The organism is Bacillota bacterium (assembly GCA_023511485.1).
Lineage (GTDB): Bacteria > Actinomycetota > Aquicultoria > Aquicultorales > Aquicultoraceae > CADDYS01.
In genome coordinates, this window is sequence record JAIMBH010000042.1 from 1 (window position 1) to 17160 (window position 17160).

Sequence of the window (17160 nt, forward strand, 5' to 3'; positions counted from 1 at the left end):
AGATTGGTCTGCTCTGCTATGTCATCTATTACTTCTATGATCTCACCGATTTGTTTTGACTTCTCTCCAAGGGTCTGCACTTTAGCGGCGCTATCAAGAGATGTTTCCCTAATCTTATCCATGCCGGAGATTGTTTCAGCGACTGCGTTACTTCCTTTGCTTGCAACCTCGGTAGTATTGTTTGTGACATCGGCAACCCTCTGCGCAGAAACCGAAACCTGCTGAATCATCGTTGATAAGCTGCTTAGCTGCGAAGCGGCTTTATTCACGTTCTCGTATTGGAGTCTTGCGCCTTCTGCCAGCTTTGCAATGGAGATATAAATCCTCTCAACAAGCTCTGCCGTGTTTGCGGACGATACGGCTTGTTCGCTAGTGCTGTGAGCGATCTGGGAAACTGCTGCCGCAATTTGGATAGCCAGTTTAGAGATTTCCTCTGAATCGGTATGCAGTGCGGTTGAGGAGGCCGATAGCTTCTTCGCGGCGTTGACCACATGTCCTACCGATAATTTAAGGTTTTTAAATATAACCTGGTTGGCCAAAACGGCACTGCAGAAAACGACTAGGATAGAGATAACGATCATAATTATGTTGAAAGTAAACATATTGCTGCGTGCGCTATGGTGCTGGATGCTGGCTTTGTCTATTGCCTTCTGAGCCTCTTTAATTATATTGTTAAGAGACACTGTACATTTACCTTCTGGACCTACGAGGGCTTCGATCTCATTATATGCAGCTTCTGCCCCCTTTCCGTTATAGGAGACGGCAAGATTTTCAATTGCGGCCGTCATCTCGGCACGCCCACTCTCTAAGCTATCGATATGTGATTTATCTATTTCAAGCTTACCGTTATCGATATGGGTCTTAACTTCTGCGAGCTGACTACCGTTCTCTTTGAGAATTCCTCTCATCTCTTCAATATATGATGCTTCTTTGGTTATAAGCAGCTTATATGCATCTGACCTTAGCCTTTCAGTGTTTCCTTTAATGATAAGAAGGTGTTCTATTGATTTTTGCCCTATCTCAATGCTGCCAGTAGCTGCTTCACTTGCCCTGGTGCTATAAGCTGCGTAAGCGCCCATACCCAGAATCGGAACCAGAGATAAAACGAAAACGATTGTAATGGCGATGCTCGCCCGAATTTTCAGCAGCGAAGAGAATAATTTCGATGACTCTATCCGGTTGGTTATTTTTGCTAGCGTTGATTTAAAAACTTCCTTATTCATATTCTATGATTGCTCCCTGAGTAAAAAATAGATTTATCTACTTAATGAATAGCCTGGTAATAATTGGCATCCGTGCTTTCGCTGTTACATTTATCGTCAGGGATCGAGTTTCCTTTAGCATTTTTTGTAGTCCAGTTGACGATAAGATTAACTACCAACTCCATCCTTAATAAGCTTAATAAAGAATAATTTAGGATATTAATAAGTATGAGGACGGTTGAAGAATCTGTTATTGTCAATGTTCCTGTTGATGTAGCCTATGCTACATGGGCAAACTACATTATTTTTCCGTCAATAACCGGCCACGTTATTCTGGCAGAGCGGATAACGAGAAGGTTATCACATTGGATAATAGAAATTATGGGCTATAGGTTTGATTTTGAAGCTCTGATCGACCAGTTAAAACCTAATAAATTCATATCCTGGCACTCGGTTACAAATATCCATCATCTAGGGTCGGTAAGTTTTAAGCCAGATGCTGGGAGAACACTTGTCACGTTACGGATTATGTTTGACACTGAGGACTTAGCTACTGATTTGGCTGACGATTTGGATATTTTGTGGCCAGAGCTTAAAAAGATATTTAAAGAGGCCTTAAATAGCTTCAAACTGTATGTAGAGCAAATGTGGTGGCAAGTACCGGGCGTAGTTTAATAGCCATTGTTTGTTCAATGGTTATTTATGGTACAAACAAGCCTACGATCTCGCCTATCGTTGTATCTACAAGTCCTTTGTCAGTTATTTTAAGCTTGGGCACTGTTGCAAGTGTTAGGAAAGATAGAATCATTAATGGATCGCTTAATTTACATCCAAGGTCTTTTATAATCGCCTGGAGCCTTTTTAACTTATTGTAAACTTCGCCGCTTTCTTCCTCGGACATAAGACCAGCAATAGAGAGCGGAAGAGTTGCTAAAACCTCGCCATCATCTACGGCGACAAATCCACCCTGCATTTCAATAACCGCATTTACAGCCGCAGCTATGTCCGCGTCATATACGCCGGCGACAACGATGTTGTGGGCATCATGCGATACGCTTGACGCAATAGCGCCCGATTGAAGGCCAAACCCTTGGACAAGGCCAATGGATATTTTTGTGTCGCGGCTGTATCTATTGATGACTGCTATTTTAAGAATATCACGCTGCCGGTCGCTTTTAATCACTCCTCCTACTGCCGGAGCAGGTACGATTGTTTCCTCCGTAACTATTTCATCTGGAATGATTTTAATTGTCCTAACCCGCTTACCTCGAGCTGGAAGCACAAAGTCTTCCGGATCAACCTTCGAAGCAAAGATGCTGTTTTGCAGGGTTATCGGAGGTTTAAATTTTTCAACAAATTGGAAATCTTGTCCAACGTCGTAGACTACAACCCCGTTCTTGATTACAGTTCTAATAGAAACCTCGGTTACGTCCTCAAGGATAAGAAGATCGGCGATCCTGCCAGGTACTATTGCACCCCTGTCGTGTAGTCCGTAATGCTGGGCTGGGTTGAGGCTGACCATCTGGATAACCAGTCGTATATCAACCCCTTTAGCAATTGCTCGGCGGACAATATGGTCAAGATGGCCTTTCTCCATGATGTCGGTGATACTGAAGTCATCGGTAACTAGAGCCATATTCCTCGAGGTAATATAGTTTGCCGCCGGTAATAGGGCATCTAAGCTTCGTGCAACTGAGCTCTCTCTTACCAACAGAAACATTCCTTTGCCGATTTTTTCAATGCCCTCACCTAGCTCCACGGTTTCGTGGTCTGAGGTAGCGCCCGTAACAAGATATGCGTTTAGCCTCTTGCCCCTCAACTCCGGTGCGTGACCGTCGATTATTCGATCTGCTGCTACCAATATTTTTTCAAGAGTGATGGGTTGTCCGGTCATTATGCCTGCTATATCCATTACCTCGCCAAGCCCAATAAAGGCGGGGTTGGATAGAAGCATAGCTATCTCATCTTTACTGATAGATGCCCCTGTCGTCTCGATATCAGGCGGTGCGGATGGCACGCTTGATGGGGCCATGAAGAAGAAGTCGATAGGTACATCTCGCGTAGCCCTGAGGAGGTAATTTATACCGGTTATTCCTGCGACGTTGGCAATCTCATGGGGGTCTGCTATTGCGGTAGTTGTGCCGTGTTTGATCAATTCTAAGGCCAGCGATTCGGGCCTTAGCATTGAGGTCTCGATATGCATATGGCAATCGATAAAACCAGGAACCACGATTGAGCGCGAAACATCACGCTCATAGATGCCTTTGTACCTCCCGACTCCGGCAATTATACCGTGGTGGATAGCGATATCGGCCGTATCAAAAGCCCCAGTAAAGACATTGACTATTTCAGCGTTCTTTAAGACGAACTCGGCCGGCTCTATGCCTCGAGCTACCTGAATTATTTCATAAAGCTCCTCGAAGTTCATGTAAAGATTATTCCTATCCAGCGATGTTTTTAACATCACCAAATTGGCGCAAATTACACATGAACCGATGGAGGCAAGTAGCTTTAGATTCCGGTGCTTCCAAATCCGCCGGCGCCTCTAACTGTTTCATCCAGCTCGTCTACAACGTTAAATTTAACATTTTCTACTTTCTGGATTACAAGCTGGGCTATTTTATCACCTTTTTTTACTTCAAAGGGCTCTGATTTATCGGTGTTAATAAGAATAACACCGATTTCTCCCCTGTATTTGCTATCGATAAGGCCAGGAGTGTTAACAATGCTGATTCCATGCTTTAAAGCAAGTCCGCTTCTTGGCTGGACAAATCCGGCATAACCGGTTGGGATGGATATGCTTATACCAGTTGGGATGAATGCCCTCTCGCCGGGAGGTATTGTCTGGTTGATTCTGCTTCTTAAATCACAGCCAGCATCGCCATCGTGGGCATATTCCGGAGCTGGTATCTCGCTATCAAGCAGCTTGATGTTGATTTGCAAGAGTATTGCCTCCTTGAACGTCGTTTAGTATTTAGCAGTTTCTTGTGTTTGATAACATGTTAGCAGAAAGCCCTGTATTTTAGTACCTGCCTGGCGTCTTGCTAGGTAAATTAATAATTTAACATTTGCAATTCGAAATTCTACACGTGGGTAAGATAAAAGCGGAGGTGTGTCTCGTGAAGGCAGAAGAGTATAGCTTTGACCAAATAATAAAAGAGCCGGGTGTTTATTATAATCCTGACGAGGGCGTTATTATTAGAGTAAGCAGAGTTTCGCCGCTTATGTATGAACAGGAGCAACTTGTCGAGAAGAAGATGCTTGGAAAAAAAGGCGGTGTGCTTTCCTCAGTGTTTTATAAAATAGCAGATGACCCCGGATTGAACGATGAGGAGGTTGAGGCGATTATAAGGGAAAAACAGCTATAAGATGTTGTATTCTAGGGCGCGTTCCCTCGTAAGGGCGCGTATAAAAGTTCCATATTGACAGGACGAGATACAATAAAGCGCGCAGTATCCTTGTTCAAGGCAGTATAAGGGTTTACTGCCAAGCTCATCTTTCTTCTTGCTAACAACCTCACGAAGGAACGCTATTGCTTGCTCTTTTGAGTCTTCCCTTACAATTGCATGAAGGATGTCTGCGACTGAGCATTTTTGGTGGCAGCTGTCGAGGCAATATCGAGTCTCAGAGCAGGAGCTGATAGTTTTTTTAAACTGTTCCCATTCCCCATTGGAGAACTGTTCAACATATAGTATGGCGCCTTCAATGTCTGTCATACTTAATTCACCATTATCAAGCTATAGCTTGATTTTAGCATACTCTGCAGCGTATTTCACATCGATATATAAATATATTATCGGCAGAAAAGAAAAAGAGATAGAGGTCCGGCGGGACGCTTTCGACCTCTATCTCTGATGTAGGAGGCAATTAAACCTAGCCGCGAAGGCGGACCTGTAGATAATTGGTAGCCGCCTCTGCAAACTCTGTAAGGGATTCTTTACTATAAGGTTCGATTTTGCTTGCTGAAACCTCCATTGTGGATTTTGGGTTAAACTGCTGCAGGTAGTAGCGCTTTGCACCTGCTTCTGCCAGGTATTTTGCAATTTCTATGACATCTTCACGCTCGACGAAAGTAGGCGCGACGGTAGTTCTAAATTCTACCTCCAGCATTCCTTTGGCTTCGGCATCTATAAGCAGACTGATTGTTTTTTTCACCTCGCCTGATAGGTCCGGCCGCCGTGTTGCATCGGCGTACTTTGAAAAGCTAGTTTTTACATCCAGTGCGACCGCATCAACCAGGCCTTTATCAATGAGTTTATGCAAAATTTTGGGCTGCGTTCCATTGGTGTCAAGCTTTACCTGGAGGCCCAGGCTTTTTATATAGACCGCAAGGCTTTCCAAATTGGCATTAATTGTTGGCTCGCCGCCGGTTATACATACCCCATCAAGCCAACCGTCCTTAGACGTGAGTGCCTCATCGAGCATATCGCGTGGTACATCGGGCAAGCTATTGTTTTCAAGCACCAGTGAGGCATTATGGCAAAATGGGCATCGGAAGTTGCAGCCGCCTAAAAATAGCGTCGTGACGAGGCGTCCCTCCCAATCGAGCATGCTCAGGGGAACAATTCCTTTAACACCCAGCGTTTCAGTCGCAACATCCTTTACAACCATTTTGCGATTTCCTCCCTGCTTGGCACTTCTCCTCTCCAGGATTGAATCTCTTGGCCACTGTCATCTATCACAACGATGGATGGAGTTGACATAACTCCATAGAAGGCAGCTTCTGCCAGGCCATCTACTTCATCTATATTAAAGAGCTCTGCCTTTGGGCTTTCTGCAACCAATGCCTTTGCCGCCGGGCATTTTGCACAGTTTTCCTTCCAAAAAACCTTAATCTTCTCTGACATCTGAAAAATCCTCCGCTGTTACAATTATGTTGTAGGTTTTCCGGGGCCGATATGTAACTCGGCCCCTTTGTGGTATTGTTTATCTTGTATCAATCCTGCCTTCTAAAACCTTTGCTTAGCATCCGCATCCATTGCCGGATATACCCGTTTCAGCAACCAGACTGGTCCTAATCCTATCTCTGAGCTCTCCGGTCTTTCCTTTATTCCAGGTTGGGATCTTCGAAAAATAGCCGACTATGCGCGTTATGCCGTAGACATTTTCCGAGCCACATTCAGGGCACGCATCGTGCAGTCCTCTCGATGTACGCCTGCAGTTGTCGCAGACCGTAAATTCAGGGCTGAAAGCGATTTGTTCGGCGTGGGTTGACCTGAATGTCTTAAGTACAAAGTTCTCGATCGACTTAGGCGATGGCTCTTTTTCGCCCAGCCATATATGGATGATCGCCCCAGCTTCGATCAGTGGATGGAAGAGACTCTGCTTTCTTACCCTCTCAACATAGTCAACATCTGCCTCGACGGAGATATGGATACTGTTCGTATAGTAGTACTCGTTGGTCTCAAGATTGCCTTTGATAACTTTTCTTGTCTGCTCCGGATAATATTTCATGTCAAGCTTTGCAAGTCGATATCCCGATGACTCAGCAGGTGATTCTTCCAGGACCATCTTGATACCGTATTGATCAGATAGCTGCCTTGCTTTTAAGTTCATGTGTGAGATAACCTTTAGGCCGAACTTTAACGCTTCATCCGATTCATGAAGCTGCATGCCCTTGTGGGTCTGAACCATTTCGTTTAAGCCAAGAAGGCCGCAGAGATAAGTCAACCTCTCCATCCTTAAGTATGGCTGACCATCCCTTGCCATGTTGAGCATAGCAAGCGGTCCTTCGTTCCCGAGAGCCATAAGGCTGCCAATGAACTCTTTCTTTTGCAGATGCGCTTTGGCAACGAGTTCCATAGTTTTGTTAAGCTCTGCAAAAAGCAGCTCGTCGTTGCCATGCGCCTTGTAGGCAATTCTCGGTAGATTGATCGTTACATTCTGCAGTGCTGAGAATCTCATCTTCTCAGGCTCTTTAGCCTCTTCGAGGTCTTCTTCGCCCAGTTTCAGTTTCAGGCGGCAGCATTGGCTAACCGTGACCTCATCGCCACGATCAAAAACAAAATAAGTGATGCCCTGCTTCGAGGCAACTAGGCACGCGAGCTCCAGGAATTCCTGCCAGCCATCGGTCCTAAAGAAATCCTCATTTATGTGAAGTAGCGGTTTTGGGAATACAAATGTTTTGCCGTTTGCGTCACCCTCTAGATAGACCTCAAACATTGCTTTGAGGAATGCCTGGGCTTCTCTCTCGTATTCTTTATAGGTCTTTCCCGTGTATACTCCTCCCGGGCCAATTGCTGGTGTATCAGCAAAGTGCTTTGGAATGTTCCAGTAGAGATTGAAGTCGGTAAATGTGACCTGGGAGCCTCTTGCTCCTGCAAGTTGGTTAAATTCGTAGATAAGCATCTGAGCCAGCTGCTTAATTTCATCATAGCTCTTACCAACTAGGTATGGTGCAAAGAACATGTTTACCGCTTCCCAACCGACTGCGCCGGCATAATGTGCCTGCAGACTTGAAGCCATTTTGACCATATGACCAATTAAAACCTCCGGGTGTTTTGCCGGCTTGGAAGTACTGGTTATATTGGGCAGGGACAGGCCGTATTTCTTTATATATTCAAGCGAGTGACCACCACAATATGGACGGATAATAAAGCCAAGGTCGTGCAGATGTATATCCCCCATTAAGTGAGCGAGGGATACATCTTCGCTAAACACTTTACGCAGTGCAAATTCTTTCAATAGCGTTTCGGCAAGAGTAAGATTAATAGATTCTGGATTATGAGTGGTATTGCTGTTCTCTTTGTTTGGGTTAGATATGATTTGCTCAACATCAAACATCGGCAAGCCGAGGTGCGAGTGTTTCTTATGAAGCATTGTTAAGTTTCGCTGCAGGAGTTCAAGGTCAACCAGTTCTCTTATAATGCTGGTGGTGACGGTGCTAAAGTTGCTTTCGAAAAGTTTCCTTTCTACCGCGGTGGCAATTTCATTTGCCAGGCTTTCACTTGCACCAGTCTCCTTAATAAGAGAATCTATGATTTTAACTTTATCCCAAATGTTAATCTCTGATTTTGACGTAGTGCTGACCAGAAGAGCAATGTCTGTCGCATCGCCTTCTTCGCGGTAGGTTTTGACTACGTTGATGACCCTTTTTGGTATAGTTTTCGTGTCTACTTCAACTTCTGTTTCAGGTTCTGCCGCGACTTTTAATTTGGACATGTTTTACAATTACCTCCTCTAAAACAACCTTTTGAACTACTTTTAAAACTCGCTCTGCCTCTGTTTGGGCGCAAATGGTGCTGCGAACTATGTGCTTGTCGTGCCAGTTCTATGTACGGTATGTAATTACTGCAATATTCTGTATGTGTGCCCTGCTACATAAGTGCTTCTATCTCAAATTCTGCTTTGATAGGATCTATATAAATTTTTTCAGCTCTTGCGTAAACTCTTCAAGATCTTTGAACTCCTTGTAAACAGAGGCAAAGCGAATATAGGCTACTTTGTCAACTTGCTCTAATGCTTTTAATACTCTGTCACCTAACTCCTTTGATTGCACTTCGTGCCTGAACTCGTTTCGCAAACCTACTTCAATGCCGTCTACGATCTCCTCTGCTTTTTCTCTCTCCACCTGCCTTTTTACAAGCGCGCGCAATATACCCTCAAGAAGCTTGGTTCTTGAAAATGGTTCACGCTCCCCATTTTTTTTAATCACTGTAAGCGGTATTTCTTCGACTCGTTCGAAGGTGGTAAACCGCTTGGTGCACCCCAGGCATTCCCGCCTTCTTCTAGTGACGTCGCCGGTCTCATTAAGCCTTGAGTCGACAACCTTTGAGTCGTTAAACCCGCAATAAGGGCACTTCAATTTGCCACCTTGTCAATAAGTTATCCACAGACTTATCCACAACATATCGTGTCTGTTGCTATAGTATACCACTACATATAGGGGCTTTAAACAGTTTGAGGAAGAAAATTTTGCGTCGGCTGCATAACCGCAGGAAACGGGCCTAAAAATTTTCCTAGCGGTTGCTTGTTTAGTAATTTGATAAAAAACCGACATCCAGATAATAGAATAATATGGTAGTAAATGGCAGCTTGTAACTTATAAGCCGAGCCAAAAATCAAGTCTCGACTGGGTTGGGGATCGTCCTTTTGATTTGCGAGTCGTTTGTCCAACGAAATTCGCTTCTGTTTAAATTATCAAAATCAGGAGATTAAGGTATTAGAAGTATAATAACTGTTATGTCACAGATGTGCGCATAATTTTTGGAGGTGGCAAGCATGGCGGAGCCACTACATGAGGAACGCCGGGTCGAAGAGCGCAAGTCATATGAAGAGCCGGCGCCAGATCGTACTATATACGAGCGCAGATATATGGAAGGCCAGGAACGGGACAACATGGTCGCGCTTGCAGCGATCAGGTACACGGCCATTGTAATTATCGTTATCTCTATCCTTTATTTTCTGGCCGTTTATCTAATTCCTGCACTAACCGGCAGGTAATTGGTGACAGGCACCGGGCAAACGTATTAGCAGGTGGTTTATCTTATCCTTGGTTAAAAAGTGTGCGGTTGTAAAAATTATAATTCCATCGCATTAAAAAATTTAGTCTTGCCAACGAACTGTTAGCTTTTGGTTCTAATAATTTATCTAGCGGCGGGTAATGTAGGCTGATAGGTCCTGCATTAGCGCCTGGCGGTTTTCAAGGACCTTCTCCAGTTCTAAAATGCCCGATATGATCCGGTACCGCTTTATTGGATCCTGCTCCTTTTCATATGCCTCGAGTAAGTCATCGTATTCTAACATCAGAGCCTGGTCGAGCGAGCTTAAATGAAGATACAGTTCTTTGGCCCGCTTTTTTGAAGATCTTTCCCTTCGCTTTGCGGCAAGGATCCACTTAAGATGAACTAGATAACCCCTAGTATAGTCTTTGAGCCAACCCATAGCTTCTCCTGCGTAAAATTTATTTGTCGGAATTACCTTGTCTCTTTGGAAGGTTATTGAAATCGGCGTCGAAGAATATCTCCTGCTCTGTCATGCCGAGCTCTTTTGCAATTTTTGTCATGAAGTAGGCCGAGGGAGTATGCTTTCCCTTAACCCATTTGTTCACTAAGCTTTTATCGACACCAATTCTTCTTGCAAGCGCGCTTTGGCTGATATTTCGCTCGTATAATAATTTTTCAAGTTTCGTTCGAAAAGAGGTCATACGAGAGCTCCATAGTATTAACAATTAACTGAAAGGTTAATAAAACTTTTAGCGGTTGTCAACTAAAGTTGTCAAAAGTTACTACTGCAAGTTTATAATTATCTTATGAGCGATAAATTAAAGGCCAACCGTACGTATAAAGATTTTCCTGAGGCTCTCAGAGAACTTATGGAAGCCAGGAACTTTAGCTTTCCTAAGCTCGCAAGAGAAATAGGGCGGCAGCTTTCAACCACATATCTTCATAACCTTGCCTCTGGCAAATCCAGACCGACAGAAGAAAATATCGAGGTAATTGCCAGGGGCTTAAAGGTTAATCCTTCGTATTTTAAAGAGTACCGGGAGTATCAGGCTAAGCGTGAGATAGACAGAAATCCATATATTGCCGATCTTGTTCTTGATAAGGAGACAATCAAACTTACGGCCGAATTTGCAAACCTCAGCAATGAGGAGAAAAAACAAGTTTCTCAATTGATAAAGGAAATCAAATCCAGGTATCGCACCAGAAGAGACAGTAAGCACTGGTAGCATAACAATTCGCCCTCCCGTAATCCCACCCTTCAAGGGCAGGAATAAAAAAGGTAGCAGAATCCCTAGTCTTCGCCTTCTGCTTTCTAATTTCTACTTGCTGGCCTTATGGGCCGTAGCGAACTTATGTTTGCACGAACATATTTTTGTGTTATATTTAATGTGTTAGCTTATGGTTGCCTTCAAGTACCGATAGACGCTTTTTAGGAGGAACGCATGGCCCAAGACAACTTGACCGACCGCCAGCGGCAGATTCTTGATTATATCCTTGCGGAGATAAACAGGAAGGGCTATCCCCCATCGGTTAGAGAGATAGGTCAAGCAGTCGGTTTAACATCAAGCTCGACCGTGCACAGCCATCTGGCGGCACTTGAGCGCAAAGGATATATCAGGCGCGATCCGACAAAGCCGAGAGCTCTTGAGGTAATCGACCTTAGGCTTACCAACAAAGGCATCAGTCCTGATAAGGTAAAAAACGTTCCCCTGGTGGGCCGAGTCGCTGCTGGCACTCCTCTTTTCGCGCAGGAAAACATTGAAGACAACTATCCCCTGCCAGTTGATATAGCTGGCGAAGATTCCTTTATGCTTAAGGTAAAGGGCGATAGCATGATAGAGGCCGGAATCCTGGATGGTGATTATATAATCGTGCGGCAGCAGGCAACAGCAAATGACGGCGATATAGTTGTCGCGCTTATTGATGATGAGTCGACGGTAAAGAGGTTCTACAAGAAGCGCGACCGCGTCGTTTTAAAAGCCGAGAACAAGTCGATGGAGCCTATCATCGTAAGAGATGTTAGAATTCTGGGTAAAGTCATCGGCTTAATCAGAAAGTTCTAGGGCTTTAGTGTATGATAATTTCTAGGCCTTAGCGTATGATGAAAGATGAGAATTCGGCTGTGCTCTCCTCAGGCACGTCAACAACAATATCTGTGCCTTCTTCTGTGTGGTGCTCAGAGTGAACCAATCCTGCACTATACAGTTTTTGGATTGCCTCGCCGTGTGTGTAAGGGATTAAAAGGTGCAGGCGCACCATTCCTTTCCGCATGACCTTATCGATAGCCTTTTTTAAGTCATCCAGGCCGATTGATTTTTCGGCCGACAGTTGGACGGCATCCGGGTAGACTTTATTTAACCGCAACTTATCGGCTTCGGCCACAAGATCGATTTTATTAAGGATAAGAATCTGTGGCTTACCGTCCGCCTCAAGCTCTTTTAAAACATCCTCGACAGCTTTAATTTGGGCTTCGAGCTGTGGGCAACTTGCATCCACGACGTGAAGCAGCAGATCTGCCATTCTTACCTCATCTAGAGTCGACCTGAATGCTGCTATAAGCTGGTGTGGAAGTTTCTTAATAAATCCGACGGTATCGGAGATGACGACCTCTTTTCGGTGATTATCTAGACTTAGCTTTCGCGTGGTTGAGTCAAGCGTTGCAAAGAGCTTGTCCTCTACGAGCACATCTGCACCGGTAAGCGCATTGATAAGCGTAGATTTGCCTGCATTTGTGTAGCCGACCAGTGCGATACTGTATACTCCTTGTTTCTGACGCTTTTTTCTTTGGGTTGAGCGGTTTTGCTTTAGCTCTTCGAGCTCTCTTGTGAGGCGCTGTATGCGCTTTCTCATAAGCCGCTTATCAGTCTCAAGCTGCGTCTCGCCTGGACCACGCAATCCAACACCACCGACGACTTGGCGCTCTAAGTGTTGCCACATGCCACGCAGTCTTGGTAATAGATAATTAAGCTGGGCCAGTTCGACTTGAAGTTTGCCTTCGGCTGAATGTGCGTGCTGGGCAAATATATCAAGGATAATACCAGTGCGGTCGATTATTTTGACTTTGCTGATAATTCCCTCGAGGTTTCTTTGTTGCGACGGGCTGAGGTCTACGTCGAAGACTACAAGATCGGCTTGCTCAGCTCTAGCAAGCTGCATGACTTCTTCGGCCTTCCCGGGGCCAATAAAAGTGCGCACGTTGGGTTTATCAAGCCGCTGCATGGTGCGCCCAACTACCTTGGCTCCTGCTGTTTGGACTAGCTGTCCGAGCTCATTTAATGTCTGCTCAGCTTCCCACTCGGATTCATTTCCAAGCTGCACGCCGACAATGATAGCCCTCTCAACTCTTTTTATATGGTTATCGAGTACCTCTTTAATGCCTTTCGCCTCTCTGTTTTATACTTCTCATACCAATAATACAGCAATACTAGAGTATAAAAACTAGGATTCATAAACAATGGACGATGGATAGCTACCAGCTACCAGCTTTCATCTGCCAGCCAATACAACAAGAGCTGATAGCTAGTTGCTGAAAGCCGATAGCGCTTTAGAGCGAATCCTTAATTCGCTCTAAAGCTTCTGCTAGACGGTCATCCTTGACACTCAGACATATTCTGATGAATCCCTCACCCGATGGCCCATAGGCGTTTCCGGGCGATACCACGACGCCCGCGCTATCTAACACATGCGTTGCAAAGCTTGCAGACGTATAACCCTCTGGCACTCTCACCCACACATATATCGTTGCCTTCGGTTTGTGAGCTCTAAGGCCGAGTTTTTCAAGCGCATCCATGACCATATCACGGCGCCGCGTATAGATTTCGCGCATTTCTTGGATAATATCCTGTGGTCCCTCGAGGGCTTCAATTCCGGCGTACTGGATTGCATTAAAGATGCCAGAGTCGATATTTGTCTTTACCCTTCCCAGGGCTTCGATAACTTTGGCATTACCGCAGGCCCACCCAATGCGCCAGCCGGTCATATTGTAAGTTTTTGACAACGAGTGGAACTCGATGCCAACGTCTTTTGCCCCTGGGAACTGCAGAAAGCTTGGAGCAACATAGCCATCAAAAGTTATCTCTGAATATGGATTATCATGCGCAACTATAGTTCCAGTTTTATCCGCCCAGCTTACCAGGTCTTTAAAAAAATCGTCTGTGGCGATTGCTGATGTTGGGTTATTTGGGTAGTTCAGCATAATCATCTTTGCGTCTTTGGCCGTATTTGCATCGATTGAGTCCAGATCCGGCAAAAAATCGTTCTCTTCAAGCAGCGGAATGTGGATTGGGTTCACGCCAGCAAGAATTGCCCCGGTATTATATACCGGATAACCAGGGTCGGCAATTAGTGTGGTATCTCCTGGGTCAAGAACGGCAAAATTAAGGTGTGCTATACCCTCTTTTGAGCCAATAAGCGGCAATACTTCTGTATCCGGGTCCAGATCGACATCAAAACGTTTCTTATACCATTTGGCTATGCTTTGCCTGAACGCCGGCATTCCAAAATATGATGGATAACGGTGGTTTGCCGGGTTATTGGCCTGCTCGCATAGCTTATCGATGATATTTTGCGGTGTCGGCTCAACTGGGTCACCGATACCTAAGCTTATAACATCGACGCCCTGCGCCTTTTTCTCGGCAACCCTTTTATCGATTTCCGCAAACAAATACGGTGGAAGATTGTCAATCCGCTTTGCAAGTCTCATTACTGTTTTTGCCTCCTCTAGATTTCCATAGTAACAGCTGAACTATTTAGCCAAAGACAGCTATTTTTAAAACTATCACATTTTGCGCAGGTAATGCTAGATATAAATAGCAAAATAAGGTAATTAGCCGGTGACAAGCATACTATTGCGGTGCAGAGCAATCGGATACAGCACTGCAAACAACTGAGAAATATTTTTGGGAAAATAAGTTGGCTGTTATAAGAATCATACCCTTAGAACAGCGGTAAATGGTGAAATAGTTCACATATTAAGTGTTAGCGCTTGCAATGTCTTACAAATTGGACAGCCTTTTAACATTTAAAAGCGACAAAGTAAGGAATAAATAAAGTAGCATTTATTTGGGATTTGGGAGAAAGAAGGAGGATTCTGTGTCTAGCCAGGATGCCGTGAAGCAGGCCAAGGACCGGGATTGCAGGATTATTGAACAGCTAAGAAATCTTGCAAAAAGGGGCCATAAGATGCCGTGGGTTAGAGAAGATGGAATAGCCACTTTTCAGAAGCTCATCCTTAAAGAGCTGGTTAAAAAAACAAAAGTCCCAGGCAGCATTAATTGCCGAGACGAGCTGGAGAAAGAGTTTGGTATAGACTTGATAAAAATTAAAATTGCTGCAGCCGGTACTTTAGCTAAGAATGAGGCCTTAGGGCCTCATAATTTCTGCAAGGTATCGGTTAAAGCGCTGGAGCAAGAGATATTATCTAATCTTCAAAAGGATGTCGGATGGGCTCAGAGACTCCTTGCCCGCTATGTTGTATGCACACTTAAAGACCGCGGCTGTCACGCCGAGACAGTAAACGATTTGCTGACCGTAACTTATAAGGCCGAGGAGGCCTTGCCTGTTAAGCAGCCTGCAGATAGAATCATCTTCTTGCTGAGCATAATTAAAGCCTGGAAGTCAGGGCTGTTGTGTGGGGTTATAGAGGAGTGCCTGACAATGCAGGAGAAATTTGTCGGCAGGATAAGTCCGGTATGCAGTAATTATGCGGACACTATAGATAGGATATCATGCACCTACTTTAATCTTAAAGGCATAAAAAGCCGTCTATCCTCTCTTGGCAGAGATATCCAGGATGCGGAACTGCGAGGTTCGGTAAACCAAGTGCAGGCAATGGTAGCTGAAATCATGAGTACGATAAGAAAGTCGACTCCAATATACGACAAAGAATTCGATAATGAAGCGGAGCCTGATACAGAAAACGGGTCTGGGGCGAGTATTGAGGCTGCTTAAGGGTCAGAAACTGCCATTTAAAGGGTATAAACAAAGTGAGCACTAATTGGGAGCTGTGCACGTGAAGAAACCTATTGCTTGGCAAAGAGGCTTTTGACTATGGCCTAACATGTAAAATATTTCACGATCCTGGCTGTTTAATGCTTTTTGGGGCCAAGCAAAAGCCTAAAAAGCTAATTTAACAAGGGGGTGCGATTATGGGTTTGCTGTTTGTTGTATCCGCGCTTGTGGTGGCCATCATCGTTGTCACTATATCCTACCGGCGAATAGCAGCATCTATTGCAGAAAAAGAGAGTCTTAAGGAAGGTAAAACTGTGTCCGTGAAGAACGGCAATACAGGTTCAGGTAAAGGCCCTACTACCCCGGAGGGAAAGTATTTGCAGCCATCGGTTATCTCGGGTCGTATACGAAGAACCCTTGCAGGCTCGAAGATATACGCAAGGTCCACCAGAAGATGGCCAGGTGACAGGATCGACCAACCTGCCATGCCCGAAGGAGTGGTAAAAATGCAGAGAAAGCTTGATGACTTTCTAAACAAGAGGGGCAACATGCAGGTTTTAACGCCAACTGAAATGAGGTCGCTCATCGATTCAACCGAGGATAGATGCCAGCCCCTGATTTTAACCGCTTGCTATACGGGCTTAACAGCCAATGAGTTGCTGGGCCTCTTATGGGAAGATATCGATTTTGAGCGGTCATGCATCAACGTGCGCCGGGTTTATTTTAAAGGAAAATTCTATGAGACTTCTCGCGATGTTGCAAAGCGCTCTGTTATTGTTCCCCATGCAGTTCTTGATGCGTTAAAGGAGCACCGTGAGCAGCAAGAGAAGAACCACATAAAGACTGCTTGTTACTTTGTATTTACGAATTCAACCGGCGAGGCGCTCTGCAAGGAACTTCTCGAAGAAAGGATATTCGAACTAGCTAAAAGAAGGGCCGGTTTGAAAAATATAAAGTTTGACGATTTACGGTACAGCTACGCGACAGCCCTCCTGAATGCCGGCGAGAGCCTCGCGTTTGTCAAAAGACAACTCGGATATCAGGTAACGATGAAAGATACTGATGGTCAGGAACAAATACCACCCGAGGAAGAACGGGTGGTAAGCAAAAGATTAGCCCTAGATCTAGGTATTACCCCGGCACATAGAGAGGCTTCATAGTATCAAGTTTCAATAAGGATATCGTTATCTTGGATAATAACTTTATAAGCCTGCTCAGGTTTCTTTGCGGGCCCACGGACTACGTTACCCGTCGTAACATCAAACTGACTGCCGTGGCATGGACAGGTGACTACGTTTCCGTTAAGTTTACCTTTAGAAAGGTTGCAGCCCATATGCGTGCAGATAGCGTGGATAGCATAATAGTTTCCGTCAACGTTTGCTAGAAGTGTTGACCTGCCACCGGCTTTAACCTGAGTCATCTGCCCTGGTTGCAGACTGCCTAGTTTGGCAACCTTTTCTTGAGTCATATTACTATCCTCCCATTATAGTGCCATGAGCTACCCGACATCAATAATACCGGTGAAGACCCGATTTGCTGGTCCTTCAAGGATGACATGGTTATTG

Annotated in this window: 20 protein-coding genes; 7 read left to right on the plus strand and 13 right to left on the minus strand. The window is 44.9% G+C overall.

The window, feature by feature from the left end:
* A partial coding sequence (locus K6T91_10885; protein ID MCL6473294.1) for a hypothetical protein occupies positions 1-1223 on the minus strand: 1223 nt, incomplete at its 3' end.
* A gap of 207 nt (positions 1224-1430) precedes the next feature.
* Here K6T91_10885 and K6T91_10890 point away from each other — a divergent pair.
* Entirely contained in the window at positions 1431-1877 is a 447-nt protein-coding gene (locus K6T91_10890) for a hypothetical protein (GenBank protein ID MCL6473295.1), read from the plus strand.
* A 25-nt stretch (positions 1878-1902) separates the two neighbouring features.
* Here the strand turns inward: K6T91_10890 and ade are convergent, their stop codons facing one another.
* On the minus strand, positions 1903-3630 hold the full coding sequence (gene ade / locus K6T91_10895) for an adenine deaminase (protein ID MCL6473296.1): 1728 nt from the start codon (positions 3628-3630) through the stop codon (positions 1903-1905).
* An 83-nt stretch (positions 3631-3713) separates the two neighbouring features.
* The gene (gene dut / locus K6T91_10900) at positions 3714-4151 is read right to left on the minus strand and encodes a dUTP diphosphatase (protein MCL6473297.1); all 438 of its coding nucleotides are present in this window, start codon (positions 4149-4151) and stop codon (positions 3714-3716) included.
* A gap of 170 nt (positions 4152-4321) precedes the next feature.
* Here dut and K6T91_10905 point away from each other — a divergent pair, with 170 nt between their 5' ends.
* Positions 4322-4570 carry a hypothetical protein gene (locus K6T91_10905; protein MCL6473298.1) on the plus strand — a complete coding sequence of 83 codons (249 nt, stop codon included), beginning with the start codon at positions 4322-4324 and terminating at the stop codon, positions 4568-4570.
* Here K6T91_10905 and K6T91_10910 read toward each other — a convergent pair.
* From K6T91_10910 to nrdR, 5 genes are all read right to left on the minus strand, one after another.
* Positions 4565-4918 (minus strand): hypothetical protein, encoded by a 354-nt coding sequence (locus tag K6T91_10910; GenBank protein ID MCL6473299.1) that lies wholly within the window; start codon positions 4916-4918, stop codon positions 4565-4567. The genes K6T91_10905 and K6T91_10910 overlap by 6 nt on opposite strands.
* A 157-nt stretch (positions 4919-5075) precedes the next feature.
* Positions 5076-5813 (minus strand): anaerobic ribonucleoside-triphosphate reductase activating protein, encoded by a 738-nt coding sequence (locus K6T91_10915; protein ID MCL6473300.1) that lies wholly within the window; start codon positions 5811-5813, stop codon positions 5076-5078.
* Positions 5804-6049, minus strand: a complete 246-nt coding sequence (locus tag K6T91_10920) for a thioredoxin family protein (protein MCL6473301.1) — start codon at positions 6047-6049, stop codon at positions 5804-5806. Before K6T91_10920 ends, K6T91_10915 begins: the two co-directional genes overlap by 10 nt.
* A 115-nt stretch (positions 6050-6164) precedes the next feature.
* The gene (gene nrdD, locus K6T91_10925; GenBank protein MCL6473302.1) at positions 6165-8363 is read right to left on the minus strand and encodes an anaerobic ribonucleoside-triphosphate reductase; all 2199 of its coding nucleotides are present in this window, start codon (positions 8361-8363) and stop codon (positions 6165-6167) included.
* A gap of 196 nt (positions 8364-8559) precedes the next feature.
* Complete coding sequence (nrdR, locus tag K6T91_10930) at positions 8560-9006, minus strand: transcriptional regulator NrdR (protein ID MCL6473303.1); 447 nt, start codon at positions 9004-9006, stop codon at positions 8560-8562.
* A gap of 416 nt (positions 9007-9422) precedes the next feature.
* Here nrdR and K6T91_10935 point away from each other — a divergent pair, with 416 nt between their 5' ends.
* Positions 9423-9644: a hypothetical protein gene (locus tag K6T91_10935; GenBank protein ID MCL6473304.1), complete on the plus strand. Its 222-nt coding sequence runs from the start codon at positions 9423-9425 to the stop codon at positions 9642-9644.
* 147 nt (positions 9645-9791) lie between these two features.
* Here K6T91_10935 and K6T91_10940 read toward each other — a convergent pair whose 3' ends face one another.
* Together K6T91_10940 and K6T91_10945 are read right to left on the minus strand one after the other, a co-directional pair.
* A complete protein-coding gene (locus tag K6T91_10940) occupies positions 9792-10085 on the minus strand; it encodes a hypothetical protein (protein MCL6473305.1) in 294 nt (97 codons plus the stop codon).
* Between the two features lie 19 nt (positions 10086-10104).
* Complete coding sequence (locus tag K6T91_10945; GenBank protein MCL6473306.1) at positions 10105-10347, minus strand: helix-turn-helix transcriptional regulator; 243 nt, start codon at positions 10345-10347, stop codon at positions 10105-10107.
* 105 nt (positions 10348-10452) lie between these two features.
* On the opposite strand from K6T91_10945, the gene K6T91_10950 reads away from it, so the two are divergent.
* Together K6T91_10950 and lexA are read left to right on the plus strand one after the other, a co-directional pair.
* Complete coding sequence (locus K6T91_10950; GenBank protein MCL6473307.1) at positions 10453-10872, plus strand: helix-turn-helix domain-containing protein; 420 nt, start codon at positions 10453-10455, stop codon at positions 10870-10872.
* Between the two features lie 216 nt (positions 10873-11088).
* Positions 11089-11709 carry a transcriptional repressor LexA gene (gene lexA, locus K6T91_10955; protein MCL6473308.1) on the plus strand — a complete coding sequence of 207 codons (621 nt, stop codon included), beginning with the start codon at positions 11089-11091 and terminating at the stop codon, positions 11707-11709.
* A gap of 28 nt (positions 11710-11737) precedes the next feature.
* Here lexA and hflX read toward each other — a convergent pair whose 3' ends face one another.
* Both hflX and K6T91_10965 read right to left on the minus strand, forming a co-directional pair.
* Positions 11738-13021 (minus strand): GTPase HflX, encoded by a 1284-nt coding sequence (gene hflX, locus K6T91_10960; GenBank protein ID MCL6473309.1) that lies wholly within the window; start codon positions 13019-13021, stop codon positions 11738-11740.
* Positions 13022-13190: 169 nt separating this feature from the next.
* Complete coding sequence (locus K6T91_10965) at positions 13191-14348, minus strand: LL-diaminopimelate aminotransferase (GenBank protein ID MCL6473310.1); 1158 nt, start codon at positions 14346-14348, stop codon at positions 13191-13193.
* Positions 14349-14737: 389 nt separating this feature from the next.
* On the opposite strand from K6T91_10965, the gene K6T91_10970 reads away from it, so the two are divergent.
* Positions 14738-15595 (plus strand): hypothetical protein, encoded by an 858-nt coding sequence (locus K6T91_10970; protein MCL6473311.1) that lies wholly within the window; start codon positions 14738-14740, stop codon positions 15593-15595.
* A 197-nt stretch (positions 15596-15792) separates the two neighbouring features.
* Positions 15793-16755 (plus strand): tyrosine-type recombinase/integrase, encoded by a 963-nt coding sequence (locus K6T91_10975; protein ID MCL6473312.1) that lies wholly within the window; start codon positions 15793-15795, stop codon positions 16753-16755.
* 2 nt (positions 16756-16757) lie between these two features.
* Here the strand turns inward: K6T91_10975 and K6T91_10980 are convergent, their stop codons facing one another.
* Entirely contained in the window at positions 16758-17063 is a 306-nt protein-coding gene (locus tag K6T91_10980; GenBank protein MCL6473313.1) for a Rieske (2Fe-2S) protein, read from the minus strand.
* Positions 17064-17160 lie beyond the last annotated feature (97 nt).

What these genes read in the sequence shown, in the direction of transcription:
- K6T91_10890 (MCL6473295.1), top strand. Translation starts at nt 1,431, where the DNA reads ATGAGGACGGTTGAAGAATCTGTTATTGTCAATGTTCCTGTTGATGTA.
- ade (MCL6473296.1), bottom strand. Translation starts at nt 3,630, where the DNA reads ATGAACTTCGAGGAGCTTTATGAAATAATTCAGGTAGCTCGAGGCATA.
- K6T91_10910 (MCL6473299.1), bottom strand. Translation starts at nt 4,918, where the DNA reads ATGACAGACATTGAAGGCGCCATACTATATGTTGAACAGTTCTCCAAT.
- K6T91_10915 (MCL6473300.1), bottom strand. Translation starts at nt 5,813, where the DNA reads ATGGTTGTAAAGGATGTTGCGACTGAAACGCTGGGTGTTAAAGGAATT.
- K6T91_10920 (MCL6473301.1), bottom strand. Translation starts at nt 6,049, where the DNA reads ATGTCAGAGAAGATTAAGGTTTTTTGGAAGGAAAACTGTGCAAAATGC.
- nrdD (MCL6473302.1), bottom strand. Translation starts at nt 8,363, where the DNA reads ATGTCCAAATTAAAAGTCGCGGCAGAACCTGAAACAGAAGTTGAAGTA.
- K6T91_10935 (MCL6473304.1), top strand. Translation starts at nt 9,423, where the DNA reads ATGGCGGAGCCACTACATGAGGAACGCCGGGTCGAAGAGCGCAAGTCA.
- K6T91_10940 (MCL6473305.1), bottom strand. Translation starts at nt 10,085, where the DNA reads ATGGGTTGGCTCAAAGACTATACTAGGGGTTATCTAGTTCATCTTAAG.
- K6T91_10945 (MCL6473306.1), bottom strand. Translation starts at nt 10,347, where the DNA reads ATGACCTCTTTTCGAACGAAACTTGAAAAATTATTATACGAGCGAAAT.
- K6T91_10950 (MCL6473307.1), top strand. Translation starts at nt 10,453, where the DNA reads ATGAGCGATAAATTAAAGGCCAACCGTACGTATAAAGATTTTCCTGAG.
- lexA (MCL6473308.1), top strand. Translation starts at nt 11,089, where the DNA reads ATGGCCCAAGACAACTTGACCGACCGCCAGCGGCAGATTCTTGATTAT.
- K6T91_10965 (MCL6473310.1), bottom strand. Translation starts at nt 14,348, where the DNA reads ATGAGACTTGCAAAGCGGATTGACAATCTTCCACCGTATTTGTTTGCG.
- K6T91_10975 (MCL6473312.1), top strand. Translation starts at nt 15,793, where the DNA reads ATGGGTTTGCTGTTTGTTGTATCCGCGCTTGTGGTGGCCATCATCGTT.
- K6T91_10980 (MCL6473313.1), bottom strand. Translation starts at nt 17,063, where the DNA reads ATGACTCAAGAAAAGGTTGCCAAACTAGGCAGTCTGCAACCAGGGCAG.